Here is a 19,178-nt window from a genome sequence, read left to right on the forward strand (position 1 = left end):
GCCGATCGGGGCATGCGGGGCCTTGGGCAGCCTGATCCGGACGCATCGGAGGGCTGAGCAGCAGCCTCTGCAGAACATCCTGGCGCCATCTGTTCCCTTGGCCTTCTACCGCCGGCTCGCCTCCAGCAGCTCCGCCGCATGCGCCCGTGTCGTCCCGGTGATTTTCTTGCCCCCCAGCATCCGGGCAATCTCCTCCTCGCGGGCGGCAGCGTCCAGCCGGTCCACCCGGCTCGAGACCGCATGGGCCGAGCGTGTCTTCAGCACCTTCAGGTGATGATCGGCGCGGGCGGCCACCTGCGGCAGGTGCGTCACGCACAGTACCTGTGAATCGGTGGCCAGCCGCTGCATCAGCTCCCCGATCACTGCCGCCACGGCACCGCCCACGCCCGTATCGGCCTCGTCGAAGATCAGGATCGATACCGGGGCCGAGCGGGCTGCCAGCACTGCAATGGCCAGCCCGATGCGGGACAGCTCGCCGCCCGAAGCCACTTTCGCAATCGGCCGCGGCGTGGCTCCCTCGTGCGCGGCAATCTGGAATTCCACCGTATCCACCCCGGATAGTCCCGGCTGCGTCGGCGTGCAGGCAATCAGCAGGCGCGTGCCCGGCATGCCCAGCCGTTCGATCTGCTCCGTCACCTCGCCAGCCAGCTTCACGGCGGTTTTCTTCCGGGTGGCCGAGATTTTTTCTGCCAGCCTGCGATATGTGGCTTCGGCCTGCGCACAGCTGGCTTCCAGCCTGTCGATGTCCACCGCGGCCCCCAGCTGCGCAAGCTCTGCCTGCAGCCCTTCCAGATGCCCGGCCAGATCCTGCGGCTGCAGGCGCAGCTTGCGGGCCGTGTTGAAGAGCGCCGCCACCCGCTGTTCCACCTCCGCAAAATGCTCGGGGTCGATGTCCACCCGCTCGGCGTAGGCCCCCAGCTCGCTGGCCGCCTCGTCGATCTGGATCAGCGCCGAATCCAGCAGCTCGGCCGCATTCTTCAGCGCCGGATCGATCTCGGCCAGCCCGCGCAGCCGTGTCTGCAGGCTGCCCAGCCGGCTGCCGATGGCATCGTCGTCCCGCTCCAGCGCATTGACCAGGGCGTCGGCCCCGGCCAGCAGGTCGTGAGCATGCGACAGCCGCTGCTGCTCGGCCGACAGCGATTCCCACTCGCCCGGTGCCAGCCGCAGCTGCGAGAGTTCATCGATCTCCCACTGCAGCCGCTCGATCCGGATGGCCTCTTCGCGCGAGCCATGACGGGCCGCTTCCAGTGCTCTGGCGGCTTTCTGCCACTGCTGCCAGTGCTGCCCAAGCTCGGCCAGCTGCCTTTCCTGTCCGGCCATGCGGTCGAGCAGCTCGCGCTGGGCACCCGGCCGCAGCAGATGCTGCGACTCGTGCTGGCCGTGAATGTCCACCAGCTGCTCGCCCAGCTCGCGCAGCCGCGCAATCGTGCTGGGATGACCGTTGATCTGTGCCCGCGAACGGCCGTCCTTCTCGACGATACGCCGCAGCAGCAGGGTGCCTGGGTCGCCGGCCAGATCATGTTCGGCCAGCCAGGCGGCCAGTGTGTCGTCGATGCCGAACTGCGCCGAGATGTCGGCCCGCTCGGCCCCTTCGCGGACCAGCGTGGCATCGCCCCGTCCACCCAGCACCAGGCCCATCGCATCCAGCAGGATCGACTTGCCCGCGCCGGTCTCGCCGGTCAGCACGGTGAAGCCCGGCCCGAATTCGATCTCGGCCGATTCGACGATCACGAAATCCCTGAGTCGCAACCAGTGCAGCATGATGGAGGCTCCCGATGAGCGGCCCCGACGCCCGCGTTCCGTTGATGCAGCGCCGGCCGGTGTGTCCTGATGATGTCTGAAAATGTGTCCTGGCGCCGGTCATGGACTCGTTCGTCCAGGCCCACGACCGTGTTGACCGTGTCCCGAAGGCATTCGGCCCTGGTGCCGCCGCCTTGTTCCGTGCGTTCTGGAAAGAGGGGCAGGGATGTACGGGTCCATGATTCGCGCTAGCCCCGTCGTGGCTCCAGCCCCGGAATCTCGTGCCAGTTGAGCTTGGAACGCAGCGTGGCGTAGTAACTGTAGCCCGGCGGATGCAGGAAACGGCTGGCATCCCGTGAGCGGCGCAGTGTCACCCGGTCGCCTTCCTCCAGCTCGGAAAAGGTCTGCATGTCGCAATTGAGGCGTGCATGGCGGCCGTGGTGGATGGTCAGCTCCACCGTGCAGCTGTCGGGCAGCAGGATGGGGCGGTTCGACAGCGACTGCGGCGCCACCGGCGCCAGCACGAAGCCGCGCAGCGATGGGTGCATCAGCGGCCCGCCCACCGACAGTGCGTAGGCCGTCGAGCCGGTGGGAGTGGCCACGATCAGGCCGTCGGCGCGCGGGCTGTACATGTAGAGGCCGTCCACGCTCACCTCGATCTCGATCATGCCGGCGCGTGAACTGCGGCTGATCACCACATCGTTCAGCGCCCGCGCATTGAACAGCTGGCGCTCGCCCCGCCATGCCTGTGCCTCGATCAGTGTGCGTTCCTCGATGGCATACTGTCCGTCCAGAATGGCGGTCAGCGCGCTTTGCCAGTCCGTCAGCGGAATGTCGGTGATGAAGCCCAGCCGCCCGCGGTTGATGCCCACCACCGGCACATGCAGCGGTGCCAGCGTGCGGGCCACGCCGAGCATCGTGCCGTCGCCGCCCACCACCAGCGCCAGATCCGCCCTGTGTCCGGCGGCCTGGATCAGGCGCACGCTGCGGCTGGTCTGGGTGATCACCTGGATGCCCCGCTGGCTGAGCCAGGCATCGATCTCGTCGAGGATGCGACCGTCCAGCCCGTCCGTCTGCGGGCGGCTGAACAGCGCGATGGTCTTGAAGGAAGCGCTCATGGTTCGGGGAACCTGTGAAGAACGGCCGGCATGGACCTGCAGGCCCGTTGCTGGCAGGGGAGCATGGCACATACCGGCCGCCTTGCAGTCTCTGGTCCATCACCCGTTGCCGGCATGAGGTTGAGGGACCTGACCTGCAGCTGTTGACGGGACTGCCATGCGGCGGATTGAACCATAATTCCGCATAATTGCATGATACAGAACACCGTTCCGGCCATCCGGCCTATGCCGTCTGGCCTGTGCCATCCGGTCTGTGTCATCGGGCCCGTGTCGTCTGACCTGAGTCCGCCGGTTCATGCCCTCGGTGCATGTCGTGAACCTGGTCAGGGCAGATGGATGATCGCAGAGCCGGGCCGGTTCATCGGGTGCCCTGGCCCAGAGTACGAGCCAGCCCGTGCTCCGTCGTACCGTCGTACCATCGGACCCGTGACCCGTATCCCGTCCCGTGGGCACCCGATGTCCCGCCCGGACCGGGCCTGCCTGGATCAGCCTCTGTGAAACGCCCTGCATGGACGAACGCGCCCGCATCCTTCTCAAATCCCTGATCGAGCACTACATCGTCGATGGCCAGCCGGTGGGGTCGCGCACGCTGTCACAGTATTCGCGGCTCGATCTGTCGCCGGCCACCATCCGCAACGTGATGGCCGATCTGGAAGAGCACGGCTTCATTGCCCACCGCCACACTTCCAGCGGCCGGGTGCCCACGCCGCGCGGCTACCGGCTGTTCGTCGACTCCCTGCTCACCGTCCAGCCGCTGGATGCGGGTGAGAGCAGCCAGATGCAGCATGCGCTGGTGGCCGAAGACCCGCGACAGGTTATCACCCGGGCCGCCGGCCTGCTGTCACAGCTGTCGTCCTTTGCCGGTGTCGTGTCCACACAGCGGCGGGACGGTGGTTTCCGGCACATCGAATTCCTGCGCCTGTCGGCCCGGCGCGTGCTGCTCATTCTCGTTTCGCCGGACGGTACCGTGCACAACCGCATGCTGCAGGTCGATCGCGACTACAGCCCGTCCGTGCTGCACGAGGCCGCCAACTACATCAACGCCCATTATGCCGGCGTGAGCTTCGAGGAGATCAGGCGCCGCCTGGGCACGGAGCTGGCCGAACTGCGCCGCGACATCAGCCAGCTGATGCAGCGTGCCGTCGATGCCGGTCTGGATGCAGCCCGCGATGATGCCGACAAGATGGTGATCGCCGGCAGCAGCAACTTCGTCGGCATTCCCGATTTTGCAGACGACATGGCCCGCCTGAAGCAGCTCTTTGGCCTCTTCGAGCAGCGCACCGACCTGCTGCAGCTGATGGACGCCTCGGCCCGGGCCGATGGGGTGCAGATCTACATCGGCGGCGAGTCCGAGCTGGTGCCCATGGAAGAGCTGTCCATCGTCATCGCCCCCTACCGGGCCGATGGCAAGGTGGTGGGCACGCTGGGCGTCATCGGCCCCACCCGCATGGCCTACCAGCGGATGATCCCGATGGTGGACATCACCGCCCGGTTGGTGTCGGCGGCGCTGGATCAGGGGGAGATGTGAAAGGGGACCAAGGTGCCCAGGCGAACCCGGATGAGGGCGTGTGGTGTTGCAACAGCAGGAAAAGCCATGGCTGGACACGCTCTACAATCGGGGGGCCGGATGGGCGCCCGCATGAACGGGGCCAAGGGTTGGGCTGCTGCGTCGAACTGGCAGTTTACCGGCACCAGTAACCGGATTCGTCATGTCAGAGGAGTGAGCGCCGTGCTCGACAAGGAAGCATTGCTGGCTTTGCTGGCCGATCTCGAATCCGATCGGGTCGAGAGAACGATATCGGTGGACAAGACGGACAAGTTCTCCCAGGCCGTGTGTGCCTTTGCCAACGATTATCCGGGCCATCGCCAGCCAGGCTACCTGATCATCGGCGTGGATGACCGCGGCAGGCTCAATGGAACGAAGGTCAGCGATCAGCTGCTGCAGAATCTGGGGGCGTTACGCTCAGACGGAAACATTCTTCCCCTGCCGGCACTGTCGACAAGTTCTTTCTGGTGACGCTGCGTCGGAGAAGCACATGAAGACGATCGCGTTTTTCAACAACAAGGGTGGCGTCGGAAAGACTTCGCTTGTGTACCATCTGGCGTGGATGTACGCCGATCGTGGCCTTCGGGTACTGGTGGCCGACCTCGATCCGCAGGCCAACCTGACAGCCATGTTCATCGATGACGACAGGCTGATCGATCTGTGGGAAGGCAAGCCGGGCAATACGGTTGTCGACAGCCTGAAGCCTCTGGTGGAAAGAACAGGGGACATCCGGGAGCCTCATGTCGAAATGGTCGGTGGTCAGGGGATCGGGCTCGTTCCCGGCAACCTGGCGTTGTCCCGCTTTGAGGATTTGCTCTCCCAGAACTGGCCAGATTGCCTGTCTGGCGTGGTTGCTCCCTTTCGGGTCATGTCGGCATTTCACCGGATCGTCATGATGGCGACGCACCAGATTCAGGCAGATATTGCGCTGATCGACGTTGGCCCCAATCTGGGGGCCATCAACCGGGCTGCCCTGATTGCGGCCGATCAGGTCGTTCTGCCGCTGGCACCAGACCTGTTTTCCCTGCAGGGGCTCCGAAATCTGGGTCCCACGCTGCGCAGCTGGCGAAAGGACTGGAAGAAAAGGCTGGGTGAGTTTCCAGCGGGTGAAGACCTGGATGTTCCCGAAGGAAACATGCTACCGCTTGGTTATGTGGTCATGCAGCACGGAGTTCGCGAGAGTCGGCCGGTCAAGGCATACCAGCGCTGGCTGAACCGTATTCCTTCGGTCTACCGAACGGCTGTTCTGGATGAATCCATCGACCAAAGGGATGTACCCGCGGTGGATGCAGATCCTCACAGGCTTGCCCTGCTCAGGAATTACAGGTCCCTGATGCCGCTGGCCATGGATGCGCACAAGCCCATGTTTTTCCTGAAAGCTTTCGATGGTGCCATCGGTGCACATGCGGCTGCCGTCAAGGCGTGCTACGACGATTTTCTGGATCTGGGTACGCAGATTTCCCTGAAGTCCGGGTTTGAGATGAATTGATTCCGCCCTTTCAGGCCAGGGGGCCGAAGTGCTCGCCCATTCCAGCCCAGGCTCCAATGTGCTCGAAGATTTTTGCAGAGACCTCTTGTGTTTCAGCGCTTTTGTTTTTCTGTTTGATCAGGAATGCATTGATGAATATTTCGGTATGGATGACGTACGGTGGCTAATGTCGAATTCAAACCCCAGGCCGCCATCCTGCTGGTCCAGCTGGGTACGCCCGACAGCACCTCGGTGCCCGATGTGCGGCGCTACCTGCGCGAGTTCCTGTCCGACCGGCGGGTGGTGGAAACCTCGCCCTGGATCTGGCAGCCCATCCTGCACACCCTGGTGCTGCCGCGGCGTCCGAAGGAATCGGCCCAAAAATACGCCGCCATCTGGACGGAGGCCGGCTCGCCGCTGCTGGTCAACACCCGGCTCACCGCCCAGGCCCTGTCCGAAGAGCTGAAGATCCGTGGCCGGCTGGTGGAGGTGCACTGGGCCATGCGCTATGGCAACCCCGGCATGGCCCAGGCCCTGCGTGACCTGCGCGACCGGGGCTTCGACAAGGTGCTGGTCGTACCCATGTACCCCCAGTATTCGGCCACCACCAGTGGCACGGTGTTCGACGTGATCGCCCGCGAGTTCCTCACCTGGCGTGACATCCCGTCGCTGCGCTTCGTGAAGAGCTTCCACGACGATCCGGGCTACATCGAGGCCGTTGCCGACAGCATCCGCCAGCGCTGGCGTCAGGCCGACGGGGGCAGGCCCGACCGGCTCATCTTCAGCTTCCATGGTCTGCCACAGTCCTGCGTCGACCAGGGGGACCCCTACCAGAAGCAGTGCGAGGAGAGCGGCGCCCTCATCGCCGCTGCCCTGGGGCTGGCGCGGGACGAATGGCTGGTCAGTTACCAGTCGCGTTTTGGCCGGGAAGAGTGGATTCAGCCCTACACCCAGCCCACCGTGGAGAAACTGGCGGGGCAGGGCGTGAAGACCATCGACGTGGTCTGCCCGGGTTTCCTGTCCGACTGCATCGAAACGCTGGAAGAGATCGACATGGAGGTGCACAACGCCTTCATGCGGGCGGGGGGCAGGCGCTTCCGCTATATTCACTGTCTCAACGATGCGCCGCTGTGGATCCACGCGCTGGCCGAAATCGTCGGCAGCGAGCTGTCCGGCTGGAAAACCCGCGAGGTCGATCTGGTTCGTCGCCGGTAGAAATTCGCGACCCATGGCCTCGCGGCGTGCGTCACGGGACATTGGCACGCCGGGCCGGCCCGGACAACCCGAAGCAGTCGACGATGAACAGCCCTTACCTGACAGAGTTTCTCAGCGTAGCCCTCGTGCACCTGCTGGCGGTGGTGTCGCCCGGGTCGGACTTCGCCGTGGCGGTTCGTCAGGCCGTGCAGCACGGCCGCCAGGCCGGCCTGATCAGCGCCGTGGGCTTTGGCCTCGGCATGCTGGTGCATGTGGTCTATACCCTGATCGGCCTGGCGGCCCTGTTGCGAACCGTGCCCGCCGCCATGCGGGCGGCCCAGCTGGTGGGGGCGGCCTATCTGGCCTGGCTGGCCATTCACTTCATGCGCAGTGCGCCACCGGCGGGTGATCCGCTCGATGCCGATGAGACTGCCGATCCGTCAACTGGCCCGGCATCGCCCGGATATTCACACAGGCCATACCAGCAGGCCCCGTCCTCCCGGTCTGTCCAGTCGCCTGCGCTGGCTACCCAGCCTGCCCAGTTCATCCAGTCAGACCGGTCCGCCCAGTCAGAGCCGTCCGCCCGGTCAGAACAGTGCTCTCAGTCAGAGCAGTCCACCCGGTCTGTCCACACCCAGTCCACCCGCCAGGCGTTCCTGACCGGCTTCTTCACCAACGCCACCAACCCGAAGGCCACGATGTTCTTCCTGGCCGTGTTCACCACCCTGGTCAGCCCGCAGACGCCGCTGGAAATCCAGACGCTCTATGGCCTGTGGATGTGCGTGGCCACCTCGATCTGGTTTGCCATCGTGGCGGTGCTGTTTTCCCACGAGGCGGTACGCCGCCGCTTTCTGGCCCACGGCTACTGGTTCGAGCGCATCATGGGGGCCTTCCTGCTGGCTTTTGCGCTGAAGCTGGTGTTCTTCTGAGCAGATGCCCGCGCAGGGGCGGGCATCATGGCCGGGCTGACATGCCCCCGGCAGTGAGCGCGCCGCCCGCTGCCGGCGGTATTCACCGGAGGGCAGACCTTACTGCGGCGGGATGCGCAGCGTCTGGCCCGGGTAGATCCTGTCGGGGTGCGACAGCATCGGCCGGTTGGCCTCGAAGATCCTGTTGTACAGGTTGGCGTTGCCGTAGAAGTCCTTCGCGATCTTCGACAGCGTGTCGCCCTTGACCACCGTGTAGAACTTCGCCTCGGGGGTGCTGCTGGCCACGGTCAGCTCGTCATTGACCTTGTCCACGCCGGCCACGTTGCCGCAGCAGAGCAGGATCTTCTCTTTCGTTTCCTGGTCGGCGGCCTGACCCGAGACGGTCACGGCGCTGCTGGCACCGTCGAACTGCACGGCCAGATTGTCGGCGCTCAGGTTCTGGGCGCGGATGTAGGTGAGAATGGCATCGGCAGCGGCCTGGTTGGCAGCCTCGGGGTTGCTGGCCGGGGTGGCGGCCTGGGCACTGCTGCCGCCAAAGAGTTTCTCGCCGGCTTCTTTCATGAAGGACATCAGACCCATGGTGTTTCTCCTGTCGATGAGGGGGAAGGCCCGCCGCCGTGATCCGGGGACCGTGCAGCGGGAAGGGGAGGGTGCAACGGGCGGGGCGTACCCGGTTCCACCAGCCCGCCGCGCAGGCTGCCGCCCGTGCAGAAACCCCGATCATAAGGGATGAGGTGCCGGCATGGCGGGGATGTGGTCAAATCCGGCTTGTGAATCCTTGTGTCGTTCCCATATGAGGGTCAACACAACGATTCAGCCAGATTCACATACGACAAGGGGTACTCCAGGACATGAATCATTCCAGGAAGGGCGGTTTCTCGCGTCATTCCGGCTACCCGGAGCAGGGACAGGGTACCGGTGAGCAGCCCATGTTCGCCAACGACGATCAGCACGGTTACACACGGTCCGGACACGCACAGGGCCAGACCCGCTTCGGTCCCGAGGCCAATCCGCAGTGGCAGACCCAGCCCGGGCAGCAGGCCACCCAGGCGCCGGATGCCGGCGCACCCGCGGCCCAGGGCCTCCACACCCAGTCCCAGACCGGCTGGGAACAGCCCGGTCCCGAAGAGGCCATGCATGCCGCACCGCCCGAATCTGCAGCCGGTTCCGATGCCGGTGCCGTCGAAGCCCTGCAGGCCGAAATCGAAGCGCTGAAGGCCGAGCTGGAGGCCGCGCAGAAGCAGGCCGCCCACAACCAGGAGCAGTTCGTACGTGCCAGTGCCGAAACGGAAAACGTCCGTCGCCGCGGCAAGGAAGAGCTGGACAAGGCACGCAAGTTTGCCATCGAGGGCTTTGCCGAATCGCTGCTGCCGGTCTGTGACAGCCTCGAAATGGCGCTGAAGGTCGAGTCTCCGTCGGTCGAGAGCATCCGCGAGGGGGCCGAGGCCACGCTGCGCCAGCTGCTGCAGGCGCTGGAGCGCAACAAGGTGCAGGTGGTGGACCCGGTCGGCCAGCGCTTCGACCCCAACACCCAGCAGGCCATCTCCATGCAGCCCACGCCGGGCGTGGCGGCCAATCACGTGGCGGCCGTGCTGCAGAAGGGCTACCTCATCAACGACCGGGTGCTGCGCCCGGCCATGGTGGTGGTCAGCCAGGGCTGATGTGCCAGGGCGCCAAAGCGCTGCAGGACTTTGGCAGAGGCTCCCCGGGGGATGTGCGCCGGAGGGCGGTCGCGGTGTGTGCGGTTCGTGGCCGATGTGCCGTGAGGCCGGCGACGTTCGCCGGTCCGCCCTGCGCCGCTGGCGCGTGGCGCCCCGGGACGGCCATGGGCGGGGCGACAAATTTTTGTTCCTGCCCCCCTTGAAAGCCATCGGGCCATCCCCAATTGCTGAAACATCTTTGAACCAGATTTCGCGGGAGCCGCGCCGGCGGGCCCCTCCGGCCCCCTGCATCGGGGCGGACGAGGCCCTGCAAACCGGCCGGCTCCCCGGCATACAAGAGGAAAAACATGGGAAAAATCATTGGTATCGACCTGGGCACCACCAACTCGTGCGTGTCGGTCATGGAAGGCAACACCCCGAAGGTCATCGAGAACGCCGAGGGTACGCGCACCACGCCGTCCATCGTCGCCTACATGGATGACGGCGAGATCCTGGTCGGTGCACCGGCCAAGCGTCAGGCCGTCACCAATCCGGCCAACACGCTGTTCGCCATCAAGCGCCTGATCGGCCGCAAGTTCAGCGAAGACGCCGTCCAGAAGGACATCGGCCTGATGCCCTACAAGATCGTCAAGGCCGACAACGGTGACGCCTGGGTGGACGTGCGCGACAAGAAGCTCGCCCCGCCGCAGATTTCGGCCGAAGTGCTGCGCAAGATGAAGAAAACCGCCGAAGACTACCTCGGCGAGGAAGTGACCGAGGCCGTCATCACCGTGCCGGCCTACTTCAACGACAGCCAGCGCCAGGCCACCAAGGACGCCGGCAAGATCGCCGGCCTGGAAGTCAAGCGCATCATCAACGAGCCCACCGCCGCGGCCCTGGCCTTCGGCATGGACAAGGGCGGCAACAAGGACCGCAAGGTCGTCGTCTATGACCTGGGTGGCGGCACGTTCGACGTGTCCATCATCGACCTGGCCGACGTGGATGGCGAAAAGCAGTTCGAGGTGCTGTCCACCAACGGTGACACCTTCCTGGGTGGCGAGGACTTCGACCAGCGCATCATCGACTACATCATCGGCGAGTTCAAGAAGGACCGCGGTGTCGACCTGTCCAAGGACGTGCTGGCCCTGCAGCGCCTGAAGGAAGCCGCCGAGAAGGCCAAGATCGAACTGTCGTCGAGCAGCCAGACCGAGATCAACCTGCCCTACATCACCATGGGTTCGGCCGGTCCGGAGCACCTGAACATGAAGATCACGCGCGCCAAGCTGGAAGCGCTGGTCGAAGACCTGATCGAACGCACGATCGAGCCCTGCCGCACCGCCATCAAGGATGCCGGCATCAAGGTGGGCGACATCGACGACGTGATCCTGGTCGGCGGCATGACCCGCATGCCCAAGGTGCAGGAGAAGGTCAAGGAGTTCTTCGGCAAGGAACCGCGTCGTGACGTGAACCCGGACGAAGCCGTGGCCGTCGGTGCGGCCGTGCAGGGTTCCGTGCTGGCCGGCGACCGCAAGGACGTGCTGCTGCTGGACGTGACGCCGCTGTCGCTGGGCATCGAGACCCTGGGCGGCGTGATGACCAAGATGATCAAGAAGAACACCACCATCCCGACCAAGTTCAGCCAGGTGTTCTCGACGGCCGACGACAACCAGCCGGCCGTGACCATCAAGGTGTTCCAGGGTGAGCGCGAAATCGCTTCCGCCAACAAGGCGCTGGGCGAATTCAACCTCGAGGGCATCCCGCCGGCACCCCGTGGCATGCCCCAGATCGAAGTGACCTTCGACATCGACGCCAACGGCATCCTGCACGTGTCGGCCAAGGACAAGGCCACCGGCAAGGAAAACAAGATCACCATCAAGGCCAACTCGGGTCTGTCCGACGCCGAGATCGACAAGATGGTGCGCGACGCCGAGGAGCACGCCGACGAGGACAAGCAGCGCGTCGAGCTGACCCAGGCACGCAACAACGCCGATGCCCTGCTGCACTCGGTCGAGAAGTCGCTGAAGGAACATGGCGACAAGGTCGACGCCGACGAGAAGGGCAAGATCGAGTCGGCCCTGGAAGCCGTGCGTGAAGCCGTCAAGGGTGATGACAAGGCCGCCATCGACTCGGCCAGCGAGGCCCTGACCGCCGCTGCCCAGAAACTGGGCGAGAAGGTCTACGCCGATGCTGCCGCCGCCGCGGCGGGTGCTGCCGGCGCAGCCGGTGCCGAACAGGCCGGTGCTTCGTCGGCCGAAAGCACCCATTCGGCGGAATCCGCCGGCGACGATGTGGTCGATGCCGACTTCAAGGAAGTCAAGCGCGACTGATCGCTGTAAAGTCCGCGGCTGACGCGGAAGGCGACCGGACCGGATATCATCCGGGCCGGTCTGCCGGTATCCGCTGGGCAGGGGACTCGAGGCGCTTCTGCAGAAGTCCTGCTGAACGGCCCGCCCGCGGATGATCCATACCCAATACCCGGTGCGCCGGGTATCTTTCTTTGTGCATATCCGGAAGGTGCCTGCACGAAGGTTTGACCAAGACCGGACCGCTTCCTCACGCAAGGGAGGGTACGCCGCTTGCAGCCGGAGCCCAGTGCGCAGTGCACTGGACTGCAGCGCGCAGCGAGCTGGGTGCCGGCGTCCGGTCAAACCTTTCCGGGGCCTTCAACAACCTGTCTGTCATGGCCAAACGCGACTATTACACCGTGCTCGGGGTGGGCAAGAACGCCACCGACGAAGAGATCAAGAAAGCCTATCGGAAGATGGCCATGAAGTACCACCCGGACCGCAATCCGGGTGACAAGCAGGCCGAAGACAAGTTCAAGGAAGTGGGCGAAGCCTACGAGGTGCTGGGCGACCGCAGCAAGCGCGACGCCTACGACCGCTACGGTCACGCCGGTGTCGACGGCATGAGTGGCATGGGCGGTATGGGCGGCATGGGGGGCGCCGGTGGTGGTGGCTTCGGCGGCTTTGCCGAGGCCTTCGGCGACATCTTTGGTGACATTTTCGGCGGCGGCAATCGTGGCGGCGGCACCGCCAACCAGATGTACCGGGGTGCCGATCTGCGCTATGCCATGGAAGTCACGCTGGAGCAGGCAGCCAACGGCTACGAAACCGAAATCCGCATCCCCTCCTGGGAAAACTGTACGACCTGCAAGGGCTCCGGCGCCAAACCCGGCACCAAACCGCAGACCTGTGCCACCTGTCATGGCCAGGGCCAGGTGCGCATGCAGCAGGGCTTCTTCTCGGTGCAGCAGACCTGCCCGACCTGCCATGGCAGTGGCAAGACGGTGAAGGATCCGTGCGAAGCCTGCAGCGGGGCGGGCCGCATCAAGAAGAACAAGACGCTGCAGGTCAAGGTGCCGGCCGGCATCGACGACGGCATGCGCATCCGCTCGGCGGGCAATGGCGAGCCGGGTGTCAACGGTGGCCCGTCGGGCGACCTGTACGTGGAAATCCGCATCAAGGAGCATTCGGTCTTCAAGCGTGATGGCGACGACCTGCATTGCGAGGTGCCCATCAGCATGGTCACGGCCGCGCTGGGCGGCACCATCCAGGTACCTACGCTGGGCGGCAGTGCCGAGATCGAGCTGCCCGAAGGCGTGCAGCCGGGCAAGGTGTTCCGCCTGCGTGGCAAGGGCATCAAGGGCCTGCGTTCGGCCGAGCCGGGGGCGCTGTATGCACACATCACCGTCGAAGTGCCGGTGCGCCTGACCGACAAGCAGAAGCAGATGCTGCGCGAGCTGGACCAGAGTCTGTCCGACGCCAAGCACAGCCCGCAGACCCGTAGCTGGAAGGACCGGTTGAAGGAGTTCTTCCAGTAAGGCAAACGCAGGAGCTTCCTCCGTAAGTTTCAGCACATCGACCCGCCTGTGCCTTCCATGTTGAAATGGAGCTGCACAGGGCGGGTTTTTTTGTGCGGAGAGAGGACTGGCCCTGGTAAAGGGCGGGCAATATGGGAGGCTGCCGTGAGTCTTTATGAACAGGACTTTTGGGCATGGTGCCGTGTGCAGGCGCAGGCCCTGTGTTCAGGGCATCTTGCAGGTCTGGATCTGGTCAATCTGGCAGACGAGATCGAGGAGGCCGGGCAGGCAGATGAAAACGAGCTGCTCTCCCGCCTCGAAGTCCTGTTCATCCACCTGCTGAAATGGCGTTTTCAGCCTGCGCGTCGTGGCCGGAGCTGGCGGCTCTCCATTGCCGAACAGCGACGCAAGATCGCGCGCCGGCTGGAGCGCAGCCCCAGCCTGAAGCACAAACTGCCCGGCATTCTCGTGGACGCCTACGGTGACGCCGTACTGGGGGCCGAGCGGGAAACCGGGCTGGACGCCAGCGTCTTTCCGGCCGAAAGCCCCTGGACCTTCGAGCAGATCATGGACGCAGCATTCCTGCCAGAAGAGGGGCACTGAGTCAGCCCATCGCCGCCGCCAGGCTCTTCTCTGCCAGCGCCACGGTCTGGTCGATATCCGCGTCCGTGTGGGCCGATGACAGGAAGAAGGCCTCCACCGGCGAGGGGGGCAGATAGACGCCGCCGTCCAGCATCAGGTGGTAGAAGCGTTTGTACTGCTCCAGATTCTGGTCGGTGGCTTCCTCGAAATACGTCGGGGGCGTGGCGCGGAAATACATGCCGCCCAGGCCGCCGAGCGCGCGGGCGCTGAAGGCGGCGCCGGTCTTTTTCGCGGCGGCGTTCAGGCCGTCCACCAGCCGATTCATCTTCCGGGTCAGTTCGTCATGAAAGCCCGGTTTCGAGATCAGGTCCAGCGTGGCGATGCCGGCCGCCATGGCAATCGGGTTGCCCGAGAGCGTGCCGGCCTGATAGACATTGCCCAGCGGCGCAAAGCGCTCCATGATTTTCGCCGGTCCGGCCACGGCACCCACCGGCATGCCGCCCCCGATCACCTTGCCGAAGGTGGTGAGATCGGGCGTGATGCCGCACCAGCCCTGGGCGCCCGTGAGCGTGACCCGAAAGCCCGACATCACCTCGTCGAAGATCAGCAGGGCGCCGTACTGGGTACACAGGTCCCGCAGCCCCTGCAGGAAGCCCCCGACCGGGACCATCAGGTTCATGTTGCCCGGAATGGGCTCGACGATCAGGCAGGCCACATCATCCGGGTACTGCTCGAAGAGCGCACGCACGCTCTCCAGATCGTTGTAGCGGGCGATCAGCGTATGCTTGACCACATCTTCCGGCACGCCGGCCGAGCTGGGGTTGCCGAAGGCCAGGGCGCCGCTGCCGGCCTTCACCAGCAGGCTGTCGGCCGTACCGTGGTAGCAGCCCTCGAACTTGATGATGCGGTTGCGCCCCGTATAGCCGCGGGCCAGCCGCAGTGCCGACATGGTGGATTCCGTGCCGGAACTCGTAAAGCGCACGCGTTCCACGTGCGGGAACATGGCGCAGATCTTCTCGGCGAGCACGCTCTCGTTCACGCAGGGCGCGCCATACGACAGCCCGTTGGCTGCAGCGGCCTGCACGGCGGCAATCACCTCCGGGTGGGCGTGCCCGACGATGGCCGGCCCCCAGGAACCCACATAGTCGATGTAGCGCTTGCCTTCCACATCCCACAGGTACGCACCCCCGGCCCGCTGGATGAAGCGCGGCGTGCCTCCCACGGCCCGGAAGGCCCGTACGGCCGAGTTGACCCCACCGACCAGAACCTGGCTGGCCCGGTCGAATTCCTGCTGGTTGGTCTGCTGCGTCATGCTGGTTCCTTGCAATGCGGATGGAGAAGACGGATGCCCCGCATTGTGCGTCCATCGGTGCGCGGATGCAAAGATCACCGCGCAGGGTTGCTGCAGCCGCAGCGCCCCGTTCTGCCCCGTCCGTCGGCCAGAGGCATCCTTCCATCGTCCCTGGCCCATGTGCATCCCCCGTTTTTGTTGGTCTGTTTCTACACGGACGATCCAGTGCCCCCGCTGGCCAGTATGATGCGTGACAGGTCTGTTCTACTGTGAAATACCACCATGAAAAAACTGATTTCCGTTGCCCTGGGCGTTTCCCTGCTGGGTCTGGCCGGTTGTGCCACCGAAGGCTCGCGCGTGGTCGAGAGCCAGAAGGTCAACACCTACAACACGCCTTACCACGGCCAGAAGTCGCTGATCGCCGTGGGCAAGTTCGCCAACAAGTCCAGCTACATGAACGGCATCTTCCAGGATGGTGAAGACCGTCTGGGCAACCAGTCCAAGAGCATCCTGATGACGCACCTGCAGCAGACGGGGCGCTTCCGTGTGCTGGACCGCTCCAACATGGACGAAACCGCCCAGGAAGCGAAGATCAGGGGCCAGGCCCAGAACATGCAGGGCGCAACCTACATCATCACGGGTGATGTGACCGGGTTCGGTCGCAAGGACGTGGGTGACAAGCAGCTCTTCGGCCTGCTGGGCCGTGGCAAGCGCCAGGTGGCCTACGCCAAGGTCATGCTCAACGTGGTGAACGTCAACACCACAGAAGTCGCCTTCTCGGCCGAAGGTGCCGGTGAATACGACCTCTCCAGCCGTGAGGTGCTGGGCTTTGGCGGTACCAGCGGCTATGACGCCACGCTCAACGGCAAGGTGCTGGATCTGGCCATCCGCGAGGCGGTGAACAACCTGGTGGCCGGCATCGAATCGGGCCGCTGGACGCCGGACAACTGAGCAGGGGGTCGGCCATGAAAAGCCGGTTCTGCCGACTGGCGCTGGCAGCGGCCCCCGCGCTGCTGCTGGCTGCGTGCGCGTCGGCGCCGAAGCCCCTCTTTCACTGGGGGGAGTATCCCGATGCCGTCTATGGCTACTACCAGGACAGCGGTGACTGGGACAGCCAGGAAAAGGTGCTGACCAAAGCCATCACCGAGGCCCGCTCGAAAAATCTGAAGGTGGGCCCGGGCATCTACGCGCAGCTGGGCCTGGTCATGGCCAAACAGGGGCGGGATGCCGAAGCGCAGGCGGCGTTCAGGCAGGAAGCCATGCTGTATCCCGAATCTGCCGTGTTCATGCAGCGTCTGACCGGCATGAAACGGGGCGGCAAGGACACCTCCGGCACGCCGCAGGCCCCGAAGGATGATGCGCCAAAGGCCGGGCAGGGAGGTTCTGCATCGTGAAGCTCATGTCTGTCTTGCTGCCCGCCCGGGGAGGCCCTGCATCATGAAGAAACTGACCATTTCGCTTGCCGTGCTGGGGGCCATGCTGCTGGGAGGCTGTGCGTCCCAGAAGCCGGGCTACGATTACACGGCATTTCGCCAGGCCCGTCCGCGCTCGATCCTGGTGGTGATGCCCACCAACGATTCACCGGACATCAAGGGCGCAACCAGCGTGCTGGCCCGTGCCACGGTGCCGCTGGCGGAAAAGGGGTATTACGTCTTTCCGGTGGCGGTGGTCGATGAGATGTTCCGGCAGAACGGCCTGACGGGTGGACACGACATCCAGTCGGCCCCCATCCGGAAGGTGCGGGAAATCTTCGGTGCCGATGCCATTCTGTACCTGCACGTGGAAGAGTACGGTACCAGCTACCAGATCCTGAGCAGCGACACGCGCGTGTCGGTGAGCGGCAAGCTGGTGGACCTGAAGACCGGGCAGACGCTCTGGGAGGGCCGCGCAAAACACGTGGACAACGGTTCGAACGGCGGCGGCGGCCTGATCGCCTCGCTGGTTTCTGCGGTGGCCAACCAGATCATCGGATCGGCCACGGACCGTGGTTATCAGGTGGCCGCCACGGCGGATGCACAGCTCTTTTACTACGGCGATCGGGGTGGAGTGCTGATGGGGCCGTATCACCCCGATTACCAGAAGGATTACCAGAACGACCGATGACGCCTGCGCGCCTGCCTTCAGGACGGGGGCAGGCAACAGTTGCAGTGAAGGCAGCCCGACAGCTGCCCGATGGCGGCTACCACCACATGGCGGCTTCATGAGCCTGCTCCCGCAAGGGAGGGGGACATGAAGTCGCCATTTCTGTTGGCATGGCAGTTCTGTCTGTAGTCGTGGCAGTTCTGGCAACGCCCCGGATCTGCGGGGCGGAGCTTGATGGTGCAGGGGCTCCCATGTCCGGAATGCACATCCATTTCGATCCTGCCTTCCGGGCAGACATATCCTCTTTGGTCCTGCCTTCGGGGAAGGCCGAAACTTGCCAGAAGCTTCGCCGTATCAGGGTAATTTCTCCCCCGGAGTTTCCCGAAAAAACCGGTGTGCAGAAATATTTGCTGACAAAACCGGCTGTTGGTTCACATGCACGCCTGTCTGCCGTGTCAGTCTGCAAACCGTGGCCTGGTGAATGAATGCATGACACGCTCAAGGGCGGGGGGGACAGACATGGCGCACGGTTCGGAGCCTGTTCGTGTGGGCATGATTGCCAATCCGGTATCGGCAAGAGATGTACGGCGCGTGCTCTCGGATGCGGCGGGGCTTACCCTGGGAGAACGTGTGGCCATGCTGCTGCGCGTGCTGCGGGTGCTGGCTTCGATGGGCGTGGACGAGGTGCTGCTCATGCCCGAGCGCGAAGGGCTGCGGGCGCTGCTGGATCGCCAGCTGCTTCGGGAGAGCAGTCAGGCGTATCGCCGGCTGCCCACGCTGCGCTGGCTGGACATGACGGTCAGCGGATCGGTGGCGGACACGCTTGCGGCGGCATCGCTCATGCGTGATCAGGGGGTGCGTGCCCTGATGGTGATGGGCGGCGATGGTACGCATCGCGCAGTCGCCTCGGTATGCAGGGATGTGCCGATCGTGGGAATTTCCACGGGTACGAACAACGCATTTCCGCCCATGCGGGAAGTGACGGTCACCGCCATGGCCACCGCGCTGTATGTCAGGGGGCGTATTCCGGAAGCCGTGGCGGTCAGAAATGAAAAGCGCCTGGATGTGCGCTGCATCGATACCCAGAGGGAGCGTGTACGGGAAGATATTGCGCTCATCGATGTGGGCGTGCTGAACGAGCGGATTCTGGGGGCGAGGGCCATCGGTGATGCCGGCTCGCTTCATACGATTCTGGTGACGCAGGCTTCTCCCGAGGCCGTGGGGCTGTCCGGCGTGGCGGCGATGCTGCAGCCGGTAGGGCGTCATGAACCGGGGGGCCTGATGGTGAGACTGGGCACGGGGGACGAAACCCTGCGGGAAGGGCAGATGCATCGCGCACCGTGGACGCTGCATGCGGCGCTCGCCCCCGGGCTGATCACAGCAATACCTGTCCGGTCGTGGCGATGGCTGCCTGCCGGGGAGATCTGGGAAATCAGCGGACAGGATGGCCTGCTGTCACTCGATGGCGAGCGGGAAATGGCATTCCGTTCCCATGAGCGGGTGGAAATCTGCCTGCATGATCAGGGCCTGAAAACACTCGATGTCCCGGCCTGTCTGCATTACGCGGCACGGGAGCACCTGCTGCTCGAACATGAAGCGGCAGGATGACGCGTCGCGCTGCGCGTCCCTTCCGGAATTTGCTGCACACACGCAAGTATCCCGAATACACCAGATACCAGGACACCCTGGGAATCTCACGCCACCGATGACAGCATGGGGAGCGCGCCCCCCCATCCTGCACCGCCCAGTCCGGTGCGGGCATTTCGAGCCCGGGCGCACAGGAGGA

The 19,178-nt window shown here is 64.6% G+C and carries 17 protein-coding genes; 13 read left to right on the forward strand and 4 right to left on the reverse strand.

Annotated elements, in window-relative coordinates:
* Positions 1 to 105: 105 nt before the first annotated feature.
* Together recN and EHV23_RS05970 are read right to left on the reverse strand one after the other, a co-directional pair.
* Positions 106 to 1,761 carry a DNA repair protein RecN gene (recN, locus tag EHV23_RS05965; protein WP_125095123.1) on the reverse strand — a complete coding sequence of 552 codons (1,656 nt, stop codon included), beginning with the start codon at positions 1,759 to 1,761 and terminating at the stop codon, positions 106 to 108.
* A 227-nt stretch (positions 1,762 to 1,988) separates the two neighbouring features.
* A complete protein-coding gene (locus EHV23_RS05970; RefSeq protein ID WP_125095124.1) occupies positions 1,989 to 2,858 on the reverse strand; it encodes an NAD kinase in 870 nt (289 codons plus the stop codon).
* Between the two features lie 508 nt (positions 2,859 to 3,366).
* Here EHV23_RS05970 and hrcA point away from each other — a divergent pair.
* From hrcA to EHV23_RS05995, 5 genes are all read left to right on the forward strand, one after another.
* Positions 3,367 to 4,386 carry a heat-inducible transcriptional repressor HrcA gene (gene hrcA, locus EHV23_RS05975; protein WP_125095125.1) on the forward strand — a complete coding sequence of 340 codons (1,020 nt, stop codon included), beginning with the start codon at positions 3,367 to 3,369 and terminating at the stop codon, positions 4,384 to 4,386.
* Positions 4,387 to 4,497: 111 nt separating this feature from the next.
* The gene (locus tag EHV23_RS05980) at positions 4,498 to 4,875 is read left to right on the forward strand and encodes an AlbA family DNA-binding domain-containing protein (protein ID WP_203228886.1); all 378 of its coding nucleotides are present in this window, start codon (positions 4,498 to 4,500) and stop codon (positions 4,873 to 4,875) included.
* Between the two features lie 19 nt (positions 4,876 to 4,894).
* Positions 4,895 to 5,893 (forward strand): ParA family protein, encoded by a 999-nt coding sequence (locus EHV23_RS05985; RefSeq protein ID WP_125095126.1) that lies wholly within the window; start codon positions 4,895 to 4,897, stop codon positions 5,891 to 5,893.
* 159 nt (positions 5,894 to 6,052) lie between these two features.
* A complete protein-coding gene (gene hemH, locus EHV23_RS05990) occupies positions 6,053 to 7,087 on the forward strand; it encodes a ferrochelatase (protein ID WP_125095127.1) in 1,035 nt (344 codons plus the stop codon).
* An 83-nt stretch (positions 7,088 to 7,170) separates the two neighbouring features.
* Positions 7,171 to 7,995 (forward strand): LysE family translocator, encoded by an 825-nt coding sequence (locus EHV23_RS05995; protein ID WP_125095128.1) that lies wholly within the window; start codon positions 7,171 to 7,173, stop codon positions 7,993 to 7,995.
* Between the two features lie 99 nt (positions 7,996 to 8,094).
* Here the strand turns inward: EHV23_RS05995 and lysM are convergent, their stop codons facing one another.
* Positions 8,095 to 8,574 carry a peptidoglycan-binding protein LysM gene (lysM, locus tag EHV23_RS06000; protein WP_125095129.1) on the reverse strand — a complete coding sequence of 160 codons (480 nt, stop codon included), beginning with the start codon at positions 8,572 to 8,574 and terminating at the stop codon, positions 8,095 to 8,097.
* Positions 8,575 to 9,128: 554 nt separating this feature from the next.
* Between lysM and grpE the strand changes: the two genes are divergently transcribed.
* The 4 genes from grpE to EHV23_RS06020 all read left to right on the forward strand — a co-directional run bounded on the left by grpE (position 9,129) and on the right by EHV23_RS06020 (position 14,040).
* On the forward strand, positions 9,129 to 9,656 hold the full coding sequence (grpE, locus tag EHV23_RS06005; protein ID WP_125095560.1) for a nucleotide exchange factor GrpE: 528 nt from the start codon (positions 9,129 to 9,131) through the stop codon (positions 9,654 to 9,656).
* Between the two features lie 347 nt (positions 9,657 to 10,003).
* Positions 10,004 to 11,962: a molecular chaperone DnaK gene (gene dnaK, locus EHV23_RS06010; protein WP_125095130.1), complete on the forward strand. Its 1,959-nt coding sequence runs from the start codon at positions 10,004 to 10,006 to the stop codon at positions 11,960 to 11,962.
* 353 nt (positions 11,963 to 12,315) lie between these two features.
* On the forward strand, positions 12,316 to 13,458 hold the full coding sequence (dnaJ, locus tag EHV23_RS06015; protein WP_125095131.1) for a molecular chaperone DnaJ: 1,143 nt from the start codon (positions 12,316 to 12,318) through the stop codon (positions 13,456 to 13,458).
* 144 nt (positions 13,459 to 13,602) lie between these two features.
* Positions 13,603 to 14,040, forward strand: coding sequence for a DUF29 domain-containing protein (locus EHV23_RS06020; protein WP_238990303.1), 438 nt, complete (start codon positions 13,603 to 13,605; stop codon positions 14,038 to 14,040).
* Between the two features lies 1 nt (position 14,041).
* Here the strand turns inward: EHV23_RS06020 and hemL are convergent, their stop codons facing one another.
* The gene (gene hemL, locus EHV23_RS06025; protein WP_125095133.1) at positions 14,042 to 15,331 is read right to left on the reverse strand and encodes a glutamate-1-semialdehyde 2,1-aminomutase; all 1,290 of its coding nucleotides are present in this window, start codon (positions 15,329 to 15,331) and stop codon (positions 14,042 to 14,044) included.
* 261 nt (positions 15,332 to 15,592) lie between these two features.
* On the opposite strand from hemL, the gene EHV23_RS06030 reads away from it, so the two are divergent.
* The 4 genes from EHV23_RS06030 to EHV23_RS06045 all read left to right on the forward strand — a co-directional run bounded on the left by EHV23_RS06030 (position 15,593) and on the right by EHV23_RS06045 (position 19,000).
* Positions 15,593 to 16,261, forward strand: a complete 669-nt coding sequence (locus tag EHV23_RS06030; protein WP_125095134.1) for a CsgG/HfaB family protein — start codon at positions 15,593 to 15,595, stop codon at positions 16,259 to 16,261.
* 14 nt (positions 16,262 to 16,275) lie between these two features.
* Positions 16,276 to 16,704 (forward strand): DUF4810 domain-containing protein, encoded by a 429-nt coding sequence (locus EHV23_RS06035; protein WP_125095135.1) that lies wholly within the window; start codon positions 16,276 to 16,278, stop codon positions 16,702 to 16,704.
* Between the two features lie 43 nt (positions 16,705 to 16,747).
* A complete protein-coding gene (locus tag EHV23_RS06040; RefSeq protein ID WP_125095136.1) occupies positions 16,748 to 17,413 on the forward strand; it encodes a DUF799 domain-containing protein in 666 nt (221 codons plus the stop codon).
* Positions 17,414 to 17,911: 498 nt separating this feature from the next.
* Entirely contained in the window at positions 17,912 to 19,000 is a 1,089-nt protein-coding gene (locus EHV23_RS06045; protein ID WP_158615855.1) for an NAD(+)/NADH kinase, read from the forward strand.
* Positions 19,001 to 19,178: the final 178 nt, after the last annotated feature.

This window comes from Lautropia dentalis (genome assembly GCF_003892345.1).
GTDB lineage: Bacteria > Pseudomonadota > Gammaproteobacteria > Burkholderiales > Burkholderiaceae_E > Lautropia > Lautropia dentalis.

Excerpts from the sequence above, each read along its gene's own strand:
- hemL (WP_125095133.1), bottom strand. The coding sequence starts at position 15,331 with ATGACGCAGCAGACCAACCAGCAGGAATTCGACCGGGCCAGCCAGGTT.
- hrcA (WP_125095125.1), top strand. The coding sequence starts at position 3,367 with ATGGACGAACGCGCCCGCATCCTTCTCAAATCCCTGATCGAGCACTAC.
- dnaJ (WP_125095131.1), top strand. The coding sequence starts at position 12,316 with ATGGCCAAACGCGACTATTACACCGTGCTCGGGGTGGGCAAGAACGCC.
- EHV23_RS05995 (WP_125095128.1), top strand. The coding sequence starts at position 7,171 with ATGAACAGCCCTTACCTGACAGAGTTTCTCAGCGTAGCCCTCGTGCAC.
- EHV23_RS05985 (WP_125095126.1), top strand. The coding sequence starts at position 4,895 with ATGAAGACGATCGCGTTTTTCAACAACAAGGGTGGCGTCGGAAAGACT.
- EHV23_RS06035 (WP_125095135.1), top strand. The coding sequence starts at position 16,276 with ATGAAAAGCCGGTTCTGCCGACTGGCGCTGGCAGCGGCCCCCGCGCTG.
- EHV23_RS06045 (WP_158615855.1), top strand. The coding sequence starts at position 17,912 with ATGGCGCACGGTTCGGAGCCTGTTCGTGTGGGCATGATTGCCAATCCG.
- lysM (WP_125095129.1), bottom strand. The coding sequence starts at position 8,574 with ATGGGTCTGATGTCCTTCATGAAAGAAGCCGGCGAGAAACTCTTTGGC.
- recN (WP_125095123.1), bottom strand. The coding sequence starts at position 1,761 with ATGCTGCACTGGTTGCGACTCAGGGATTTCGTGATCGTCGAATCGGCC.
- EHV23_RS06040 (WP_125095136.1), top strand. The coding sequence starts at position 16,748 with ATGAAGAAACTGACCATTTCGCTTGCCGTGCTGGGGGCCATGCTGCTG.
- EHV23_RS05970 (WP_125095124.1), bottom strand. The coding sequence starts at position 2,858 with ATGAGCGCTTCCTTCAAGACCATCGCGCTGTTCAGCCGCCCGCAGACG.
- EHV23_RS06030 (WP_125095134.1), top strand. The coding sequence starts at position 15,593 with ATGAAAAAACTGATTTCCGTTGCCCTGGGCGTTTCCCTGCTGGGTCTG.
- EHV23_RS05980 (WP_203228886.1), top strand. The coding sequence starts at position 4,498 with ATGAACGGGGCCAAGGGTTGGGCTGCTGCGTCGAACTGGCAGTTTACC.
- dnaK (WP_125095130.1), top strand. The coding sequence starts at position 10,004 with ATGGGAAAAATCATTGGTATCGACCTGGGCACCACCAACTCGTGCGTG.
- grpE (WP_125095560.1), top strand. The coding sequence starts at position 9,129 with ATGCATGCCGCACCGCCCGAATCTGCAGCCGGTTCCGATGCCGGTGCC.